15 protein-coding genes are annotated in these 18,094 nt (G+C 61.1%); 4 read left to right on the top strand and 11 right to left on the bottom strand.

The features are described 5' to 3' along the window. Window positions 1-162 precede the first annotated feature (162 nt). Together DD235_RS00810 and DD235_RS00805 are read left to right on the top strand one after the other, a co-directional pair. Window positions 163-1,323: a YncE family protein gene (locus tag DD235_RS00810; RefSeq protein ID WP_109060167.1), complete on the top strand. Its 1,161-nt coding sequence runs from the start codon at window positions 163-165 to the stop codon at window positions 1,321-1,323. A gap of 2 nt (window positions 1,324-1,325) precedes the next feature. Then, window positions 1,326-3,248 (top strand): TonB-dependent receptor plug domain-containing protein, encoded by a 1,923-nt coding sequence (locus tag DD235_RS00805; RefSeq protein WP_204524163.1) that lies wholly within the window; start codon window positions 1,326-1,328, stop codon window positions 3,246-3,248. Window positions 3,249-3,329: 81 nt separating this feature from the next. Here DD235_RS00805 and DD235_RS00800 read toward each other — a convergent pair whose 3' ends face one another. The 11 genes from DD235_RS00800 to DD235_RS00750 form a co-directional block, all read right to left on the bottom strand. Then, window positions 3,330-3,752 carry a hypothetical protein gene (locus DD235_RS00800; RefSeq protein ID WP_146193366.1) on the bottom strand — a complete coding sequence of 141 codons (423 nt, stop codon included), beginning with the start codon at window positions 3,750-3,752 and terminating at the stop codon, window positions 3,330-3,332. 131 nt (window positions 3,753-3,883) lie between these two features. After that, on the bottom strand, window positions 3,884-5,314 hold the full coding sequence (gene lpdA, locus DD235_RS00795; protein ID WP_109060165.1) for a dihydrolipoyl dehydrogenase: 1,431 nt from the start codon (window positions 5,312-5,314) through the stop codon (window positions 3,884-3,886). 34 nt (window positions 5,315-5,348) lie between these two features. Further along, window positions 5,349-6,560 carry a 2-oxoglutarate dehydrogenase complex dihydrolipoyllysine-residue succinyltransferase gene (gene odhB / locus DD235_RS00790; protein ID WP_109060164.1) on the bottom strand — a complete coding sequence of 404 codons (1,212 nt, stop codon included), beginning with the start codon at window positions 6,558-6,560 and terminating at the stop codon, window positions 5,349-5,351. A 91-nt stretch (window positions 6,561-6,651) separates the two neighbouring features. Continuing rightward, the gene (locus tag DD235_RS00785) at window positions 6,652-9,519 is read right to left on the bottom strand and encodes a 2-oxoglutarate dehydrogenase E1 component (protein ID WP_109060950.1); all 2,868 of its coding nucleotides are present in this window, start codon (window positions 9,517-9,519) and stop codon (window positions 6,652-6,654) included. Between the two features lie 277 nt (window positions 9,520-9,796). Continuing rightward, window positions 9,797-11,107 (bottom strand): citrate synthase, encoded by a 1,311-nt coding sequence (gene gltA / locus DD235_RS00780; RefSeq protein WP_109060163.1) that lies wholly within the window; start codon window positions 11,105-11,107, stop codon window positions 9,797-9,799. Window positions 11,108-11,204: 97 nt separating this feature from the next. Then, on the bottom strand, window positions 11,205-11,468 hold the full coding sequence (locus DD235_RS00775) for an FAD assembly factor SdhE (protein WP_109060162.1): 264 nt from the start codon (window positions 11,466-11,468) through the stop codon (window positions 11,205-11,207). Between the two features lie 13 nt (window positions 11,469-11,481). Then, the gene (locus tag DD235_RS00770; RefSeq protein WP_109060161.1) at window positions 11,482-12,198 is read right to left on the bottom strand and encodes a succinate dehydrogenase iron-sulfur subunit; all 717 of its coding nucleotides are present in this window, start codon (window positions 12,196-12,198) and stop codon (window positions 11,482-11,484) included. A gap of 14 nt (window positions 12,199-12,212) precedes the next feature. Then, window positions 12,213-13,991, bottom strand: a complete 1,779-nt coding sequence (gene sdhA, locus DD235_RS00765) for a succinate dehydrogenase flavoprotein subunit (RefSeq protein ID WP_109060160.1) — start codon at window positions 13,989-13,991, stop codon at window positions 12,213-12,215. Between the two features lie 3 nt (window positions 13,992-13,994). After that, window positions 13,995-14,378 carry a succinate dehydrogenase, hydrophobic membrane anchor protein gene (gene sdhD / locus DD235_RS00760; RefSeq protein WP_109060159.1) on the bottom strand — a complete coding sequence of 128 codons (384 nt, stop codon included), beginning with the start codon at window positions 14,376-14,378 and terminating at the stop codon, window positions 13,995-13,997. 3 nt (window positions 14,379-14,381) lie between these two features. Continuing rightward, a complete protein-coding gene (sdhC, locus tag DD235_RS00755) occupies window positions 14,382-14,795 on the bottom strand; it encodes a succinate dehydrogenase, cytochrome b556 subunit (RefSeq protein WP_109060158.1) in 414 nt (137 codons plus the stop codon). Window positions 14,796-14,920: 125 nt separating this feature from the next. Continuing rightward, the gene (locus DD235_RS00750; RefSeq protein WP_109060157.1) at window positions 14,921-15,736 is read right to left on the bottom strand and encodes a GntR family transcriptional regulator; all 816 of its coding nucleotides are present in this window, start codon (window positions 15,734-15,736) and stop codon (window positions 14,921-14,923) included. Window positions 15,737-16,006: 270 nt separating this feature from the next. Here DD235_RS00750 and DD235_RS00745 point away from each other — a divergent pair, with 270 nt between their 5' ends. Then, a complete protein-coding gene (locus DD235_RS00745) occupies window positions 16,007-16,996 on the top strand; it encodes a malate dehydrogenase (protein WP_109060156.1) in 990 nt (329 codons plus the stop codon). Window positions 16,997-17,150: 154 nt separating this feature from the next. After that, the gene (gene prpB / locus DD235_RS00740) at window positions 17,151-18,044 is read left to right on the top strand and encodes a methylisocitrate lyase (RefSeq protein WP_109060155.1); all 894 of its coding nucleotides are present in this window, start codon (window positions 17,151-17,153) and stop codon (window positions 18,042-18,044) included. The last annotated feature ends 50 nt before the right edge of the window (window positions 18,045-18,094 follow it).

Below are 18,094 nucleotides of genomic sequence, written 5' to 3'. Positions count from 1 at the left end.
GTTGTCGCCAGGAAGTGACTGCCCTTGTTGCCAGCCCTGTGATCATGATATTTATCAATAAAAAACATCCCAATTATCAAAATCATCACCATTCAATATTGATAACCATTCTAAATAACATAGAATAAAAAGCGATTCATCAACTCGCTGCACCTGTCACACATGTCTCCCTCCGTTCTGCTCCGCGCCCTCGTCATGGCCTGCACGATGGCCACGCACGCCCATGCCACTCCGCCCGCTACCGTACCTGTCGCCGATTACACGTTGCAGGTCGGCTATCTGGATCATGCAGCCGAAGGCCTGTATGAAATCCAGTACAACACGCCCGGCAATCTGGTCATGACAGCCGTTATCGACCGGGCCCAGGCAGATCAGGACCTGGGCTATGTCTATGCCTTCGATGCCGACACACTGGAAAAGCGCTGGCGCCTGGCCATGCCGCACCAGGCTTTCGCCCTTGCGCAGGACCGTACACACAACAAGCTCTTCGTCAGCCACGGCAAGAATCGTGCCCTGAGCATCAGCCGCGTCGATATCGCGACCGGCACGCTGGAACAGACCAGCGCACGCCTGCCCATCCAGCCCGAGGATTTCAAGGGCAATGAAAGCCTGCGGCATATGGTGTACGTCCCACAGGTCAACCGCCTTTTCGTCAGCTACAGCGCCACGGGTGAATCCTCGACGGAATCGGGGCGCTACCACAAGCTGCTGGTCATTGATCCAGACACGCTGGAACTGATCGGCCAGGTCGAAGGGGCCTACCCCCGGACCGGCTACGCGCTGACCTATGACGATACCGAGCAGCGCATCTATACCGGCGGCAGTGGCTATATCAATGTCATCGATCCCACCTCCCTGCAGGTTGTCCGCAGCCTGGACATGAGTCAGGCCGAGCCGCAGGCCGCCAATCTGCTCAGTCTCGGCATCGACCATGCCCACAAGCGGATCTTTGCTGCACAGAACATTTTCCGCAGCGAAGGGGAACAGGACGGCCTGTATGTATTCGACCTGGAAACCGGCAAGCAACTGGCCTTTGTGCGCAGCGGACGCGGCAGCATCAACGTCGCCTACAACCCGGCGCGCGACGAGGCCTATGTCGCCAATTTCCGTGAAGGCACCATCCGCGTCATCAGTGGCAAGGACTACAGCGTTGTCCGTACGTTCGACATTGGTCCCCTGCCGAACGAGCTGGCCTACGATGCCGCGCAGCGACGTCTCTATGTCGGCCTCAAGGAGGTCTACAGTCCACGCTCTTCGACCGGTGATTTCGTCGAGGGTGCGAAAGAGCGCCTGCTGAAGATCACCCTGCCGTCGGAGCAATGATCATGAAGAAGAACACACTCATGCATTGCCTGCCTATCCTGGCCCTGACACCTGGCGTGCTGGCTGCCCAGCCGGACACACCGGTCGACCAGCTCGATACGGTGGTGGTCACGGCAACCCGCAGCGAGCAGAACCTGAACGATGCCCCTGCCTCGATCAGCGTCGTGACGGCCGAGGACATCCGCCGCAAAGGTGCCAGCAACCTGCTGGAAGCCATTCGCGGCACGCCGGGCATCACCGTGACCGGTCATGGCCTGGCCGGACGCAAGACATTCGGCATTCGCGGTGCCGACGACAAGCACACCCTGGTGCTGGTCGACGGCCAGCGCATTTCATCGACGGATGACTACATCGGCCACTCCGACTATCAGTACGGCTGGGTGCCGATGGAACAGATCGAACGCATCGAGATCATACGCGGCCCCATGTCGGCACTGTACGGTTCCGAGGCGCTGGGCGGTGTCGTCAACATCATCACCCGCAAGGCACCGGATGAGTGGACGGCCCGCTTCTCGTTGCGCGGCGATGCCACCAACGGCCACGGCGGCAATGGACACCAGGCGTCGGCCTGGGTATCCGGCGGACTGGGCGAGCATTTCGACCTGAGCATGACCGCCGAGCAGTCCCGGCGCGGCAGCGTGGCCTCCGACAAGGATCCCCGCCTGACTTCCATCGAAAGCAGCAACCGCCGTAGCGGCAGTGCGCGACTGGGCTTCACGCCGATCCAGGGGCAACGCCTGCAGGCCGACATCAGCCGCACCCTTGAGGACCGCGCCTACGATACCGTCAACAGTCGCCAGGTCTATTACCGCAACGAATATGCCCTGACCCGCGAACACAAGAGCCTGTCATGGCAGAGCGACTGGCAGGCATTGCGCACCGACATGAGCTATGCCGTCTCGAGCTTCGATGTCACCAACCGCCGCAGCAACGGCGTGGCAGCGACCCGTCCGCAATATCTGCGCGACAGAATCTGGAATGGCAATGCCTATTTCTCGCTGGGCAAGCGTCATGACTTCACGCTGGGGGCAGAACATCGCAATGAGTATCTGCGCAATGACGGCATGATCGGCGGTTCCGACGAGGTCGATCACCAGTCTGTCTACCTGCAGGATGAAATCCGCCTGCTCGACGACCTGGGCCTGACCCTGGGTGGACGCTACGATCATCACGGCACGTTCGGTTCACGCTTCAGCCCACGCGCCTATACGGTCTGGCATGCCACCGATCGCCTGACTGTCAAGGCTGGCTTCGGTACCGCATTCCGTGCGCCTACGCTCAAGCAGAGTTCGAGCAGCTACGTGGGTGCAGAAGGACCGCATACCTTCCTGGGCAACAGCGACATCAAGCCGGAAATCAGTCGCTCCTACGAACTCGGCCTGAGCTGGCAGGGCGATCGCAGCAGCTATTCGGCCACCGTGTTCGAAAGCTCGATCAAGAACCTGATCAGCACCCGCCTCGTCAGCATCCAGGGCGTACGCCGGACCTACATCTACGACAATATCGCCCGCAGCCGCCTGCGCGGCATGGAACTGGCAACCAGCCAGTCCCTGACGCATGGCTTCTCGGTCGATGCTTCGGTCAACCTGCTGCACAGCCGCAACCGCGATACCGGGGAAGACCTGCCCTACCGCCCCTCTGTCAGCAGCTCTACCACGCTGCGCTGGCAGCAGGGACAGGTCGATGCCGGACTGGAATGGCAATACATCGGACGCCAGTACATGTCCGATGAATCCAACGCACTGGCACGTGCCCCGGGCTACAGTCTTTTCCATGCCAACGTGCGCTACGCGCTGAACCGGCAGGTGGACCTGCGTGCCGGCATTACCAACCTGACCGACACCGACCTCGAGGCCAAGTCTGATCTGTTCGGCTACGCAGAGCAGGGCCGTACCTTCTGGCTGGGCATGGATGTGACCTTCTGAGGCGCAAGCCCAGCACTGCGCAAGTAACGGCATGGCCATCATGCCGTTACTTGCCTGGCAAGGCCACCCACCCGGTCGGAATTACTCCCGGCCTTCCAGTGCTTCCAGATCAGCCTGCAATCTTTGCAGGCGCTGGCGCATCATCTGCAGGACAGGAGCAGGCCGGGTCAAGGCCCGCATGAAAACAGCCATCACCACCGCAGCAGACAGAAACAGCACGCTCACCCCAATCCGGACGACCATACCCACCCAATATGACACATCGCCAGGGAGCAGGCGATGGCAATTGAGCGTCGAGAAGCGGGGACAGTCGAGCAGATAGCCCTGTGCAATAGCCTGAAATACCTGATAGGCAAAAACACCCGCCACCATCACGCCGAACAGCAACCCTGCTCCCAACAGGTACCACCGCTTTGCCCTGCCGCGTGCGATCTCCCGCGTGGCCTGATCCAGAGCACGCTGCTGATCCTCGCATGAGCGCCTGAGCTTTTCGATACGCTTCACGATATCTTCCACAATAGGAAAGCCCCGGCATGCCGGGGCTTTGTCGTTCCAGAACAGGCAAGACCCGATGGAACCTATCCGATCCCCGGTGTCATGTCATACCTGACACCGACAGGGATCGGGACGCACACTCAGAAGTTCAGCGCGCGCTTGTCGACAGCCAGAGCCGCTTCCTTGACGGCTTCGGACAGCGTCGGATGCGCATGGCAAATCCGGGCGATATCCTCGGCAGCGCCGCGGAATTCCATGATAGTCACGGCTTCGGAAATCAGCTCGGAAGCCTGCGGGCCCACGATGTGCACACCCAGCACCTCGTCGGTAGCGGCATCGGCCAGCACCTTGACGAAACCGGTGGTGTCGCCCAGCGCACGGGCACGACCATTGGCCAGGAACGGGAAGCTGCCAGCCTTGTAGGCGCGACCAGCCTGCTTGAGCTGCTGCTCGTTCTGTCCGACCCAGGCGATTTCGGGCGAGGTGTAGATGACCGACGGAATCGTGTTGAAGTTGACATGACCGTGCTGGCCGACGATACGCTCGGCCACGGCAACGCCCTCTTCCTCGGCCTTGTGCGCCAGCATCGGGCCGCGCACCACGTCGCCGACGGCCCAGACGTTGGGCAGGTTGGTCTTGTTGTCGTCATCGACGACCACGAAACCACGCTCGTCCAGCTTGAGGCTGACCGCTTCGGCATTCAGGCCACCCGTGAACGGCACACGACCGATCGAGACGATCAGCTTGTCCACTGCCAGCTTGTGGGCGGCACCCGCTGCGTCGGTGTACTGCACATTGACCGTGCGCGCCGTGGCCTTGGTTTCACCCAGTTTGACGCCGGTTTCGATCTTGAGGCCTTGCTTGGTGAGCGCCTTGTGGGCCTCCTTGGCCACCTGCTGGTCAGCCACGGCCAGGAACTCGGGCGCAGCTTCGAGAACGGTGACTTCGGAACCCAGGCGACGCCAGACGCTGCCCAGCTCCAGGCCGATCACGCCGGCACCGATCACGCCCAAGCGCTTGGGCACGCTGCCCAGTGCCAGCGCGCCGGTATTGGACAGCACGGTCTTTTCGTCGAAAGGCAAGCCCGGCAGCTCGCGCGGTGCGGAGCCGGTCGCGATGATCACGTGGCGAGCGACCAGCGCTTCCTTGGTCTTCTTGCCTTCGACCGCAACACCCCAGCCGCCTTCGACCTGACCGGTGAATGCAGCCGTGCCGTGGAAGAACGTGACCTTGTTCTTCTTGAACAGATAGAGGATGCCGTCATTGTTCTGCTTGACGACTTCGTCCTTGCGACCGATCAGCGTATCGAGCTTGAGCGACAGGCCCTTGACCTCGATCCCATGCTCGGCAAAGTGGTGGCCGGCCTGCTCGTAGTGCTCGGACGATTGCAGCAGCGCCTTGGAGGGAATGCAGCCGACATTGGTGCAAGTGCCGCCGGGAGCAGGCTCGCCCTTGGCATTGCTTGCAGCATCGACGCAGGCCACGCTCAGGCCCAGCTGGGCAGCGCGAATGGCGGCGATGTAGCCGCCAGGGCCGGCACCGATGACGACAACGTCAAAATTCTTGGACATATTTGTGTGACTCCTGTATTCGGTTGGCCGGGACTCAGACTTCGAGCAGCAGGCGTTGCGGATCTTCCAGCGCTTCCTTCATCGCGACCAGACCCAGCACGGCTTCACGACCGTCGATGATGCGGTGGTCGTACGACATGGCCAGGTAGTTGATCGGACGGATCACGATCTGGCCGTTTTCGACAACCGGACGCTCCTTGGTGGCGTGGATGCCCAGGATGGCAGCTTGCGGCGGGTTGATGATCGGCGTCGACAGCATCGAACCGAACACGCCGCCGTTGGAGATCGAGAACGTACCGCCGGTCAGCTCCTCGATACCCAGCTTGCCGTCACGGGCACGGGCACCGAAATCGGCGATGGTCTTTTCGATCTCGGCAATGCTGAGCTGGTCGGCGTTGCGCAGAATCGGCACCACCAGGCCACGCGGGCTGCCCACGGCGATACCGATGTCGAAGTAGCCGTGGTAGATGATGTCCTTGCCATCGACCGAGGCGTTCAGGACCGGGTACTTCTTGAGTGCGGCCACGGCGGCCTTGACGAAGAACGACATGAAGCCCAGCTTGACGCCGTGTTCCTTCTCGAACTTGTCCTTGTAGGCGTTGCGCAGGTCCATGACAGCCTTCATGTTGACTTCGTTGAAGGTGGTCAGGATGGCGTTTTCGGATTGCGACTGCAGCAGGCGCTCGGCCACGCGGGCACGCAGACGGCTCATCGGCACGCGCTGCTCGGGGCGACCGTCCAGCGACAGTGTGGGGGCCGGAGCGGGAGCGGCGGCAGGCTTGGCAGCCGAACCGGACTGCGCGTTGAGCACGTCGCCCTTGGTGATGCGACCGCCACGGCCAGTGCCGGCCACGTCGGTCAGGTTGTTGTCGGCCATCAGCTTGGCTGCGGCAGGCGAGGCAATCGCACCGGCAGCAGCCGGGGCAGCGGCAGCGGGTGCTGCAGCGGCAGGTGCTGCAGCAGGAGCGGCTTCAGCAGCGGGTGCCGGGGCAGCGCTGGCCTTGGCAGCCGTATCGATGCGGGCAATCAGTTCGCCCGAGGTGACGGTGCTGCTGTCGCCCTTGACGATTTCGGCCAGCACGCCAGCCGACGGTGCGGGGACTTCGAGCACGACCTTGTCGGTCTCGATTTCAATCAGGATTTCATCCGCGGCAACGGCTTCGCCGGGCTGCTTCTTCCAGTTGAGCAGGCTCGCCTCGGAAACGGATTCGGAAAGCTGGGGGACAACGACGTCAATTTTGGCCATGGTGATGGTTCCGGTAATGAAAGTTGATCTGTCAGAGAGGTGATCGGTCGAAAAAGCGTGCGCTCCACGAGAGAGCGCACGCAGCAGGACGTTACTTGGTCAGGCTGAAGCCCTTGAGCCGGCCGAAAGCCTGTTCGATCAGGGCTTTCTGCTGCTCGACGTGCTTGGCCAGGTAGCCGACGGCCGGCGACGACGAAGCGGCACGGCCTGCGTAAGCCAGCTTTTGACCGGCCTTCATGTTCTGGTAGATGTGATGCTGCACGTAGAACCACGGACCCTGGTTCTGCGGCTCATCCTGCACCCAGACGATTTCGGTAGCCTTGCTGTACTTGCCCAGCACGGTTTCGAAGGTCTTGTGTGCGAACGGATAGAGCTGCTCGACACGCACGATGGCCACATCCTTGAGATCACGCTCCTTGCGGGCGTTGACCAGATCGTAGTAGACCTTGCCCGAGCAGACCAGCACGCGCTTGACCGCAGCCGCCTTGATGGCCTTGTCGGTTTCGCCGATGATCGGCTGGAACTGGCCTTCGGCCAACTGGCTCAGCGGCACGCCGGCATCCTTGTTGCGCAGCAGCGACTTGGGCGTCAGCACCACCAGCGGCTTGCGGAACGGGCGGATCATCTGGCGACGCAGCAGGTGGAAAATCTGCGCGCCATTGGTCGGCTGCACCACCTGCATGTTGTTGTCGGCGCACAGTTGCAGATAGCGCTCGATACGCGCCGATGAGTGCTCGGGGCCCTGACCTTCGTAGCCGTGCGGCAGCAACATCACCAGACCGGAATAACGGCCCCACTTGGCTTCGCCCGACGCGATGAACTGGTCGATCACGACCTGCGCACCATTGGCGAAGTCGCCGAACTGCGCTTCCCAGATGGTCAGCGTGTTGGGATCGGTTGCCGAGTAGCCATATTCGAAGCCCAGCACGGCCTCTTCGGACAGCACCGAGTCGATCACGACGAACGGAGCCTGCTTGTCAGACACGTTCTGCAGCGGAATGTAGGTACCGTCGTTCCAGCGCTCACGCTTCTGATCGTGCCAGACTGCATGACGATGCGAGAAGGTGCCACGACCGGCATCCTCACCCGACAGGCGCACCGGATAGCCGGCGGCCACCAGGCTGGCGTAGGCCAGGTGCTCGCCCATGCCCCAATCGATATTCAGCTCGCCCTTGAGCATGGCGCGACGATCGTTCAGCAGCTTGTTGACCAGCTGATGCACCGTGCAGCCTTCCGGCACCGTGGTGATGCGCTCGCCCAGACGCTGCAGCTCGGCCATCGGCACGGCGGTATCGGCCGCATCGGTCCACTTGGCATTGGCAAACGGCGACCAGTCGGTGGCGTACTTGCCCTTGTAGTCGGTCAGTACGGGTTCGATGGTCTGCTTGCCGTCTTCCATCAGTTGACGGTACTTCTTGACCAGTTCGTCGGCCTCGCCCTCGGCCAGCACGCCCTGCGTGGTCAGCTTGTCGGCATAGACCTGGCGGGTGCCGGGGTGCTTGCCGATTTTCTTGTACATCAGAGGCTGCGTGAGCGCCGGGGTATCCTGCTCGTTGTGGCCCAGCTTGCGGAAGCAGACAATGTCGACCACCACATCGTGGCGGAACTGGCGACGGTAGTCCAGTGCCAGACGGGTGACGAACACCACGGCCTCGGGATCATCTCCGTTGACGTGGAACACCGGTGCCTCGATCATCTTGACGATATCGGAGCAGTACAGCGACGAACGCGAATCGCGCGGGTCAGAGGTGGTGAAACCAATCTGGTTGTTGATGACGATGTGCAGCGTACCGCCCGTGCCGTAGCCGCGGGTCTGCGCCAGACTGAGGGTCTCCATGACCACGCCCTGGCCGGCGAAGGCCGCATCACCGTGCACCAGCACCGGCAGCACCTGGCTGCCGTCGGTGTCGCTGCGACGCTCCTGGCGGGCACGGACGCTGCCTTCGACCACAGGATTGACGATTTCAAGGTGGGACGGATTGAAGGCCAGCGACAGGTGGACCGGACCACCCTTGGTCGAGACATCGCTGGAGAAGCCGTTGTGGTACTTCACGTCGCCGTCGGTCAGGCCTTCGGCGTGCTTGCCTTCGAACTCGGCAAACAGGTCACCGGGCATCTTGCCCATGATGTTGACCAGCATGTTCAGACGGCCGCGGTGGGCCATGCCGACGATGATTTCCTGGACGCCGTTTTCACCGGAGTGGCTGACCACCGCATCCATCGAAGCGATGAAGCTTTCGCCACCCTCGAGCGAGAAGCGCTTCTGACCGACATACTTGGTGTGCAGGAAGCGCTCCAGGCCTTCGGCCTCGGTGAGTTGCTGCAGGATATGGCGCTTTTCGTCGACCGAGTAGTTGGGTGCGGCGACGGTGGATTCGAGCCGCTCCTGGATCCAGCGCTTGGCCACCGGGTCCGAAATGTACATGAACTCGGCACCGACGGAACGGCAGTAAGTATCACGCAGCGACTTGATCAAGTCGCGCAGCGTCATGGTTTCCGCCGTGGTGAAGTAGGTATTGGTGGCCGAATAGACCTTGTCGAGATCGGCTTCAGTCAGGCCGTAGAAGGCCGGCGTCAGCTCGGGGATCTCGGGGCGTTCCTGGCGTTGCAGGGGATCGATATCGGCCCAGCGCAGACCCAGAGAACGGTAGGCGGCGACGATGGACTGTACCGAAACCTGCTTGCTGGCCACGGACAGATCGGGTTCCTGAGCGCGGGTCACGAAGGCATTGGCCTTGGCGCGCTGTGCGAACGACTCGATGATGGGTGCGTGGGCCTGATCGCGGGTGCTTTCCTGACCGTCGGTGGCCGGAACATGCTGGAGCTGGTCGAAATACTGGCGCCAGTTGTCCGCTACCGAAGCGGGATTGTCGAGGTAGGCTTCATAAAGCTCTTCGACATAGGGAGCATTGCCCCCGAACAGATAGGAGTAAGACTGGACTTCTTTTTCCGTAGACATATAACGCTTCACCTATACGGGCGTTTCACCCGGTGCGATGCAGGAAAACCTTCCGCGACACGGCCAGACCGGATAGCGGATAGCGGGGGCAGAAGGCACGATAACAAGCCTAAAGAGCCGTTGTGAAACCAGTATAACCCTGTTGCGACCATGAGTACCACAAAAAAGCCCACCCATTTTTTGATGGGTGGGCCTGCCTGAGGCATCAGCGCAACTGAAACTCAATCATGCTGCAGCGCACATGAAAAAAGGCTTGCAAGCATGACCGTAAACTGGCTCAGCGCTTGCTGATATCAGCGACGTCACGCGGCACCGCGCCGGTGAATAGCTGGCGCGGACGACCGATTTTGTACTCGGGATCGGACAGCATTTCGCCCCACTGCGCGATCCAGCCCACGGTACGGGCCAGCGCGAAGATAGCGGTAAACAGCGAGGTCGGGATGCCGATGGCGCGCTGCACGATACCTGAGTAGAAATCGACGTTGGGATACAGCTTGCGCTCGACGAAGTAAGGGTCTTCCAGCGCGATGCGTTCGAGTTCCATGGCCAGCTTGAACAGCGGATCGTTTTCGAGGCCCAGCGACTGCAGCACTTCCTTGCAGGTTTCCTGCATCAGTTTGGCGCGCGGATCGTAGTTCTTGTAGACGCGATGGCCAAAACCCATCAGGCGCACGCCCGAGTTTTTGTCCTTGACCTTCTCCATGAACTCACCGACCTTGGCCAAGCCACCGCTGGCCTGGATTTCTTCGAGCATCTGCAGGCATGCTTCGTTGGCACCGCCGTGTGCCGGGCCCCACAGGCAGCCGACGCCAGCCGCGATGGCAGCGAACGGGTTGGTGCCAGACGAGCCGCACAGGCGCACCGTCGAAGTCGAGGCATTCTGCTCGTGATCTGCGTGCAGGATGAAGATGCGATCCAGCGCACGCTCGACCACCGGGTTGACCTTGTACTCTTCGCAGGGTGTGGCAAACATCATGCGCAGGAAATTGCCCGTGTAGGACAGGTCATTGCGCGGGTAGATGAAAGGTTGGCCCTGGGAATACTTGTAGGCCATGGCCACCAGCGTCGGCATCTTCGAAATCAGCCGGATCGCGGAGATGTGGCGATGCTGCGGATTGGTGATGTCGGTAGAGTCATGGTAGAACGCGGACATGGCACCCACCAGCCCCGTCAGCACAGCCATCGGGTGCGCATCACGACGGAAGCCACGCAGGAAGAACTGCATCTGCTCATGCACCATCATATGATGGACAACCAGACCATCGAAATCGGTTTTTTCCTTCGTATTGGGCAGCTCGCCATTGAGGATCAGGTAGCAGATATCAAGAAAATCGCACTTGACCGCCAACTGCTCGATCGGGTAACCGCGATAGAGCAGCTCACCCTTGTCGCCGTCGATGTACGTGATGCCGGAGGCGCAGGCGGCCGTCGACAGGAAACCCGGATCATAGGTAAACATGCCGGTCTGGCCGTAGAGCTTGCGGATGTCGATGACATCGGGGCCCACGGTCCCCTGGTAAACCGGCAGGTCAATGGAAGGCGAACCATCTGAAAAACTCAGCGTGGCTTTCTTATCGGACAGCTTCATCGATCGTTCCTCTCGTTTCATGCAACTCGTTATTTTGGAAAAAGGCCCCGGCCTGAACCGGGGCCTGCAACGTTTGGGCTGTCAGCCCGAGCAATCCCTACGCCGTACGCAGCCGCCCCAGCATGGTGCGGATTTCGGGCGTATCCAGCGCGCCGTCGGGCTCCTTGCGCGCCAAAAGCAGATCCAGCAGTTCGTTGTCTCCGAGTTCGAACAACTGGGTAAGCGAGGCCACATCCTCGTCGGTCAGCGTCGTTTCCGAGGCATCCAGGAAACGGGTGATGATCAGATCATTCTCCAACAAGCCACGGCGGGCACGCCACCGCAGACGAGTACGATCCAGTTCGGACAACAATGCAGCCATGCTTTACTCCCGCTCAGACGGTGCGACGCACCATCAGTTCCTTGATCTTGCCGATTGCGCGTGTCGGGTTCAGCCCCTTCGGACAGACATCGACACAGTTCATGATCGTGTGGCAACGGAACAGACGGTATGGATCTTCCAGATTGTCCAGACGCGAACCGGTCGCTTCGTCGCGGCTGTCGGCAATGAAGCGATAGGCCTGCAGCAATCCGGCCGGGCCAACGAACTTGTCGGGATTCCACCAGAACGACGGGCACGACGTCGAGCAGCACGCGCACAGAATGCACTCGTACAGGCCGTCGAGTTCTTCGCGAGCTTCGGGCGACTGCAGACGCTCCTTCTCGGGTGGCGGCGTATCGTTGATCAGATACGGCCGGATCGAGTGGTACTGGTTGAAGAAATGCGTCATGTCGACAATCAGGTCGCGGATCACCGGCAGGCCCGGCAGCGGGCGCAGCACGATGGGCTCCTTGAGTTCGCGCAGGTTGGTGGTACAGGCCAGGCCGTTTTTGCCATTGATGTTCATGGCATCCGACCCGCAGACCCCCTCGCGGCAGGAACGGCGGATGGCGAAACTGTCATCCACATCGTTCTTGATGCGGACCAGCGCGTCCAGCAGCATCTTGTCGGTCGGTTGGAGCTCGACTTCCAGTTTCTGCATGTAGGGGCGCTCGTCCTTATCAGGATCGTAGCGGTAGATTTCGAATTTAACGATGCGTTTGGTGCTCATTGCCAGCGTCCTGCTTAGAAAGTCCGCGCCTTGGGCGGGAAGCTATCAACCGTAAGGGGTTTCATCTGGACCGGTTTGTAGTCCAGGCTGTTGGTATTGGAATACCACAGGCTATGCTTCAGCCAGTTCTCGTCGTCACGCGTCGGGAAATCGTCCAGGGCGTGCGCGCCACGGCTTTCGGTACGCTTTGAGGCAGCCAGGACCGTGGCACGGGCCACTTCGATCATGTTGCTCAGTTCAAGCGCCTCGATGCGGGCCGTGTTGAAAACCTTGGACTTGTCCTTGAACGAAACGTGCTTGACACGTTCGGCGAGGTCAGCAATCTGGCCCACACCCTCTTCCAGCAGCTCGAGGGTACGGAACACACCGCAGTGACGTTGCATCGACACGCGGATGGCATTGCCGACATCCTGGGTCTTTTCGCCATTGGCACGCGACTCCAGCGCATTGACGCGATCCAGCGAGAATTCCAGCGACTGCTGGGGCAGCGGCTTGTGGGTTTTCTGGCGCTCGGGGTGGGCTGCCACGATGTGATTGCCGGCAGCACGACCAAACACGATCAGATCGAGCAGCGAGTTGGTACCCAGGCGGTTGGCACCGTGCACCGAAGTCGCCGCACACTCGCCGATCGCGTACAGTCCATTGACCACACGGTTGGCACCATCAGCCCACTCCACGACCTGGCCATGGTAGTTGGTCGGAATGCCGCCCATCTGATAGTGAATGGTCGGCACGACCGGGATCGGATCCTTGATGGGATCGACGTTGCCGAACTTGATGGCGATTTCGCGGATCGAAGGCAGGCGCTTGTTGATGACGTCGGAACCCAGGTGATCGAGCTTGAGCACCACGTAGCTGCCATCGGGACCACAGCCGCGGCCTTCCTTGATTTCCTGGTCCATCGAACGCGACACGAAATCACGCGGTGCCAGATCCTTGAGGGTGGGCGCATAGCGCTCCATGAAACGCTCGCCATTCTTGTTGAGCAGGATACCGCCCTCGCCGCGCACACCTTCGGTAATCAGCACACCCGCGCCGGCCACGCCGGTCGGGTGGAACTGCCAGAACTCCATATCTTCGAGCGGCAGGCCCGAACGTGCCACCATGCCCAGGCCATCACCCGTATTGATGAAGGCATTGGTCGAAGCCGCCCAGATACGGCCGGCACCGCCCGTGGCCATGACCGTGGTCTTGGCTTCAAGAATATAGATGTCGCCGGTTTCCATTTCGAGCGCAGTCACGCCGACCACATCGCCATCATCGTCGCGCAGCAGGTCGAGCGCCATCCATTCCACCAGGAAATGGGTACGCGCAGCGACGTTGCGCTGATACAGCGTATGCAACATGGCGTGGCCAGTCCGGTCAGCGGCGGCACAGGCGCGCTGCACCGGCTTTTCGCCGAAGTTGGCGGTATGGCCGCCAAACGGACGCTGGTAAATCGTGCCATCGGCATTGCGATCAAACGGCATGCCGAAGTGTTCGAGTTCGTACACGGCATTGGGTGCCTCGCGGCACATGAACTCAATGGCATCCTGGTCGCCCAGCCAGTCCGAACCCTTGACGGTGTCGTACATGTGCCAGTACCAGTTGTCTTCGCTCATATTGCCGAGCGAGGCGCTCACCCCCCCCTGAGCCGCAACCGTGTGCGAGCGGGTCGGGAACACCTTGGAAAGCACGGCGACCGACAGGCCAGCCTGAGCCAGTTGAAGAGAGCAACGCATGCCGGCGCCACCTGCACCGACGACCACCACGTCAAACTTGCGGCGGGGAAGGGAATTCTTGACAGCGACCACGGCTTAGATACTCCAGAGGATTTGGGCGAAATAGATGACCGAACCAAGCAGCCACAGGATCGTCAGGATATGCAAGGTCAGACGCAGGCCCACAGGCTTGACATAGTCCATCCAGATGTCACGTACGCCGATCCAGGCATGCCAGGCCAGCGCGATGAACGCCAGCGAAGCCAGCACCTGCCCCAGCGGGATCGCGAAAACCTTGAACGTGAAGAGCGCTTTCCAGTGCTCATAGGTAAATGCGGGCATGCACAGCACGCCGATGAACAGCACCAGCGTATAGATCGCGAGCACCACGGCCGTGACGCGCTGGGCGATGAAATCCTTAAGGCCGTAGTGCGCCCCGACTACGAGACGCTTGGGGCCGACGTTTTGCGGGCTTGCCATTTTTTACCAGACTCCAAACAGTTTGAGACCGAACAGGGCCGTCAGGGCCAGGCTGACGACCAGGACGGATACGGCGCTCTTGCGCGAGCCTTCCTTGGACGTGCCGATGTGCAGATCCAGCACCAGGAACCGGATGCCAGCGCAGAAGTGATGCAGATAACCCCAGATCAGCGCCAGCAGCACCAGCTTGACCAGAGGGAACGACACCAGCGCATGCAGACTGGCGAAACCCACTTCCGAGGTCACGCTGCGCTCGAACAGCGGCAGGATGACCAAGGGAATACAGAGAAACAGCAACACACCACTGACCCGGTGCAGGATCGACACCTTGCCGGCCCAGGGCAGCCGGTACTGCGAGATATTGGATATGCTGATATTGCGAAACTGCGGGCGCGGCTTGGCGGCGGTATCGGACATTGAAGGCCTCGGTGGATACGTAATGACTAAAGACTGCAAACTCGTCGTCCGGTTACATATCCGGACACAAACACAATATTTTCACTCATTTGGCGCATGAACACCAAGCAGGAGAAAAAATCCTTTCAGTTCAGACTGTTGCGGTAGTGATACCCCTCAGTCAGATAGTGTCCGCGACGCACCTCCATGGGGCGATCGCCATAGGTATGGGATACGCGCTCGACCTGCAGCAGTGGCGTGCCCGGCTCGATCTGCAGCAGGGTGGCATACTCGTCGCCCGCCGTGACGGCACGCAACTTTTCGTCGGCGCGCACCATGCTGACGCCGAACTCGGTCTCGAACAGTCCATACAGCGGGCCACGATAGCTGCCCAGCAGCTCGGTCGTCAGGCCGCGGAACACATCCCCGGGCAGCCAGATATCGTCCACCACGGTAGCCTTGCCGGCAAAGCTCAGGACACGGCGAATCGCCACGACCTGCTCTCCCGTGCGGATCTCAAGTGCCCGGGCGATCTCTGCGCTGGAGCGGATACGCCCACACGACAGTACCTGGCTCTGGGCAGGTTGCGGTACCCCCTGATCGGGCGCAAGCCGCAGGAAACGGTAGCGCACGCGGGCTTCATGATGGGTGGCAACAAAGGTACCCTTGCCCTGGCGACGCAGCAGCAGATGCTCGGCAGCCAGCTCGTCGATGGCCTTTCGCACCGTACCCTGGCTGACCTGGAAACGCGTCGCCAGTTCCATTTCGCTGGGAATGGCTTCGCCGGGTTTCCAGTCGCCCCGATCCAGGCTTTGCACCAGCAGCGCCTTGATCTGGCGATAGAGCGGGCTGAAGGCCGCACCGTGCATTCTTCCGGCACGCGCCTGTGCCGCAGGCACTGCCAAGCCGCCCGCTGTAGCGGGCACCGCAGACTGCAGGGCGTTGTCATCCGTTGAGTTCATGCACACAGTTCAGGCCGGCGCACTTGCTGTATGCGGTTTCCACACACAGCACGCCCGGCCTTTTTCGGAATAGGGTTTCCGGCATTGTGGCACAAGCCGGATCGGGCGTCCAGATCTTATGTCTTATATAAGATATAAGACCATTGACGAAGATCAAGTATGGGTCTACGATATTTGCACTGGATAACGCGTCCCGGGGCTGTCGGCACGACAGTTTGACCGGTAAACTGCTTGATGCCCTATCCACTCACATATATACGGAGATTTTTCATGTCCAAACCCGCTTTGCGCGTCGCCGTGACCGGCGCCGCCGGTCAGATCGGCTATGCCCTGCTGTTCCGCATCGCCTCCGGCGAGATGCTCGGCAAAGACCAGCCCGTCATCCTGCAACTGCTGGAAATCCCTGACGAAAAAGCGCAAAAGGCACTGCAGGGCGTGATCATGGAACTGGACGATTGCGCTTTCCCCCTGCTGCAGAGCGTCACCGCCCACAGCGATCCCCGCACCGCCTTCAAGGATGCCGACGTGGCCCTGCTGGTCGGTGCCCGTCCCCGCGGCCCCGGCATGGAGCGCAAGGACCTGTTGCAGGTCAACGCCAAGATTTTCACCGAGCAGGGCAAGGCCCTGAATGATGTCGCCAGCCGCAACGTCAAGGTGCTGGTGGTCGGCAACCCGGCCAATACCAATGCCTACATCGCCATGAAGTCGGCACCCGACCTGCCTGCCAAGAACTTCACCGCCATGCTGCGCCTGGACCACAACCGCGCCCTGTCGCAGTTGTCGGCCAAGGCCGGTGTGGCCGTGGGTGACATCGAGAAACTGGTCGTCTGGGGCAACCACTCGCCCACCATGTATCCGGACATCCGCTTTGCCACCGTCAACGGCAAGAAGCTGGCCGAAACCATCAACGACGACGCATGGAACCGCGACACCTTCATCCCCAAGGTCGGCAAGCGCGGTGCCGCCATCATCGAGGCACGCGGCCTGTCCTCGGCAGCCTCGGCAGCCAACGCCGCCATCGACCACATCCGTGACTGGGTGCTGGGCAGCAACGGCAAGTGGGTCACCATGGGTGTGCCCTCCGACGGTTCCTACGGTATCCCCGAAGGCATCATCTACGGTGTGCCGGTCACGACCGAGAATGGTGAGTACAAGCGTGTCGAAGGCCTCGAAATCGACGCCTTCTCCCGTGAACGCATGGACTTCACGCTGAACGAACTGCTCGAAGAGCGCGACGGCGTCAAGGATCTGCTGGCCTAAGCGCCCCCCGGCGTCCGCGTTCTGCGCGGACGCTGCCGGCCCGACTCGGCCTGCTTTCCGACCCCATGGTGGAAACGTCGAGCCGGACGGCGGCTCCGGACACCTGGGGATGTTTCGAGACACATTTCCCACTGTCATTTCATACGGAGTTCCCATGTCACGACCCGAATCCGCCGGCGCACGCTTTCGCCAGGCCCTGCAGGAAGAACATCCCCTCCAGATCATCGGTGCCATCAATGCCAACCATGCACTGCTGGCCAAGCGTGCAGGCTATCGCGCCATCTACCTGTCGGGTGGCGGCGTCGCCGCAGGTTCGCTGGGACTGCCCGACCTGGGCATCAACACGCTGGACGATGTACTGACCGATGTACGCCGCATCACCGATGTCTGTGATACGCCACTGCTGGTCGACATCGATACCGGCTTCGGCCCCTCCGCCTTCAACATTGCGCGGACCGTACAGAGCCTGATCAAGTTCGGCGCAGCCGCCTGCCATATCGAGGATCAGGTCGGTGCCAAGCGCTGTGGCCACCGTCCAGGCAAGGAGATCGTCTCCACCGCCGAGATGGCCGACCGTGTCAAGGCGGCTGCCGATGCCCGCACCGATGCAGACTTCTACCTGATTGCCCGCACCGACGCGATTGCCGTCGATGGTGTGGACGCCGCACTCGAACGCGCCCATATCTGCGCCGAAGCCGGCGCAGACGCGATCTTTGTCGAAGCCGCCTACGACCTGCCCACCTATCGCCGCTTTACCGAATCGCTGCCCGTACCGGTATTGGCCAATATCACCGAATTCGGCAAGACCCCCCTCTTTACCGTCGAAGAACTCGACAGCGCAGGCGTCGGCATGGTGCTGTATCCGCTGTCGGCCTTCCGCGCCATGAACAAGGCCGCCGAACTGGTCTATGCCGCCATCCGCCGCGACGGCCACCAGCACGATGTCCTGGAACTGATGCAGACCCGCGAAGAACTCTACGACCGCATCGGCTACCACGATTACGAAGCTCGCCTCGACGCCCTTTTCGCCCAGGGCAAAAAAGCCTGATCCCAGTTCGCCCCCTCGCATCGGGGCGCATCCAGAACACCCAAGGAGCA

The organism is Corticimicrobacter populi (genome assembly GCF_003123725.1).
GTDB classification, from domain to species: domain Bacteria; phylum Pseudomonadota; class Gammaproteobacteria; order Burkholderiales; family Burkholderiaceae_B; genus Corticimicrobacter; species Corticimicrobacter populi.
This window is presented reverse-complemented; position numbering and strand designations above follow the sequence as displayed.

Excerpts from the sequence above, each read along its gene's own strand:
- prpB (WP_109060155.1), top strand. The coding sequence starts at position 17,151 with ATGTCACGACCCGAATCCGCCGGCGCACGCTTTCGCCAGGCCCTGCAG.
- odhB (WP_109060164.1), bottom strand. The coding sequence starts at position 6,560 with ATGGCCAAAATTGACGTCGTTGTCCCCCAGCTTTCCGAATCCGTTTCC.
- DD235_RS00745 (WP_109060156.1), top strand. The coding sequence starts at position 16,007 with ATGTCCAAACCCGCTTTGCGCGTCGCCGTGACCGGCGCCGCCGGTCAG.
- gltA (WP_109060163.1), bottom strand. The coding sequence starts at position 11,107 with ATGAAGCTGTCCGATAAGAAAGCCACGCTGAGTTTTTCAGATGGTTCG.
- DD235_RS00750 (WP_109060157.1), bottom strand. The coding sequence starts at position 15,736 with ATGAACTCAACGGATGACAACGCCCTGCAGTCTGCGGTGCCCGCTACA.
- sdhD (WP_109060159.1), bottom strand. The coding sequence starts at position 14,378 with ATGGCAAGCCCGCAAAACGTCGGCCCCAAGCGTCTCGTAGTCGGGGCG.
- sdhC (WP_109060158.1), bottom strand. The coding sequence starts at position 14,795 with ATGTCCGATACCGCCGCCAAGCCGCGCCCGCAGTTTCGCAATATCAGC.
- DD235_RS00805 (WP_204524163.1), top strand. The coding sequence starts at position 1,326 with ATGAAGAAGAACACACTCATGCATTGCCTGCCTATCCTGGCCCTGACA.
- DD235_RS00770 (WP_109060161.1), bottom strand. The coding sequence starts at position 12,198 with ATGAGCACCAAACGCATCGTTAAATTCGAAATCTACCGCTACGATCCT.
- DD235_RS00775 (WP_109060162.1), bottom strand. The coding sequence starts at position 11,468 with ATGGCTGCATTGTTGTCCGAACTGGATCGTACTCGTCTGCGGTGGCGT.
- DD235_RS00810 (WP_109060167.1), top strand. The coding sequence starts at position 163 with ATGTCTCCCTCCGTTCTGCTCCGCGCCCTCGTCATGGCCTGCACGATG.
- lpdA (WP_109060165.1), bottom strand. The coding sequence starts at position 5,314 with ATGTCCAAGAATTTTGACGTTGTCGTCATCGGTGCCGGCCCTGGCGGC.
- DD235_RS00785 (WP_109060950.1), bottom strand. The coding sequence starts at position 9,519 with ATGTCTACGGAAAAAGAAGTCCAGTCTTACTCCTATCTGTTCGGGGGC.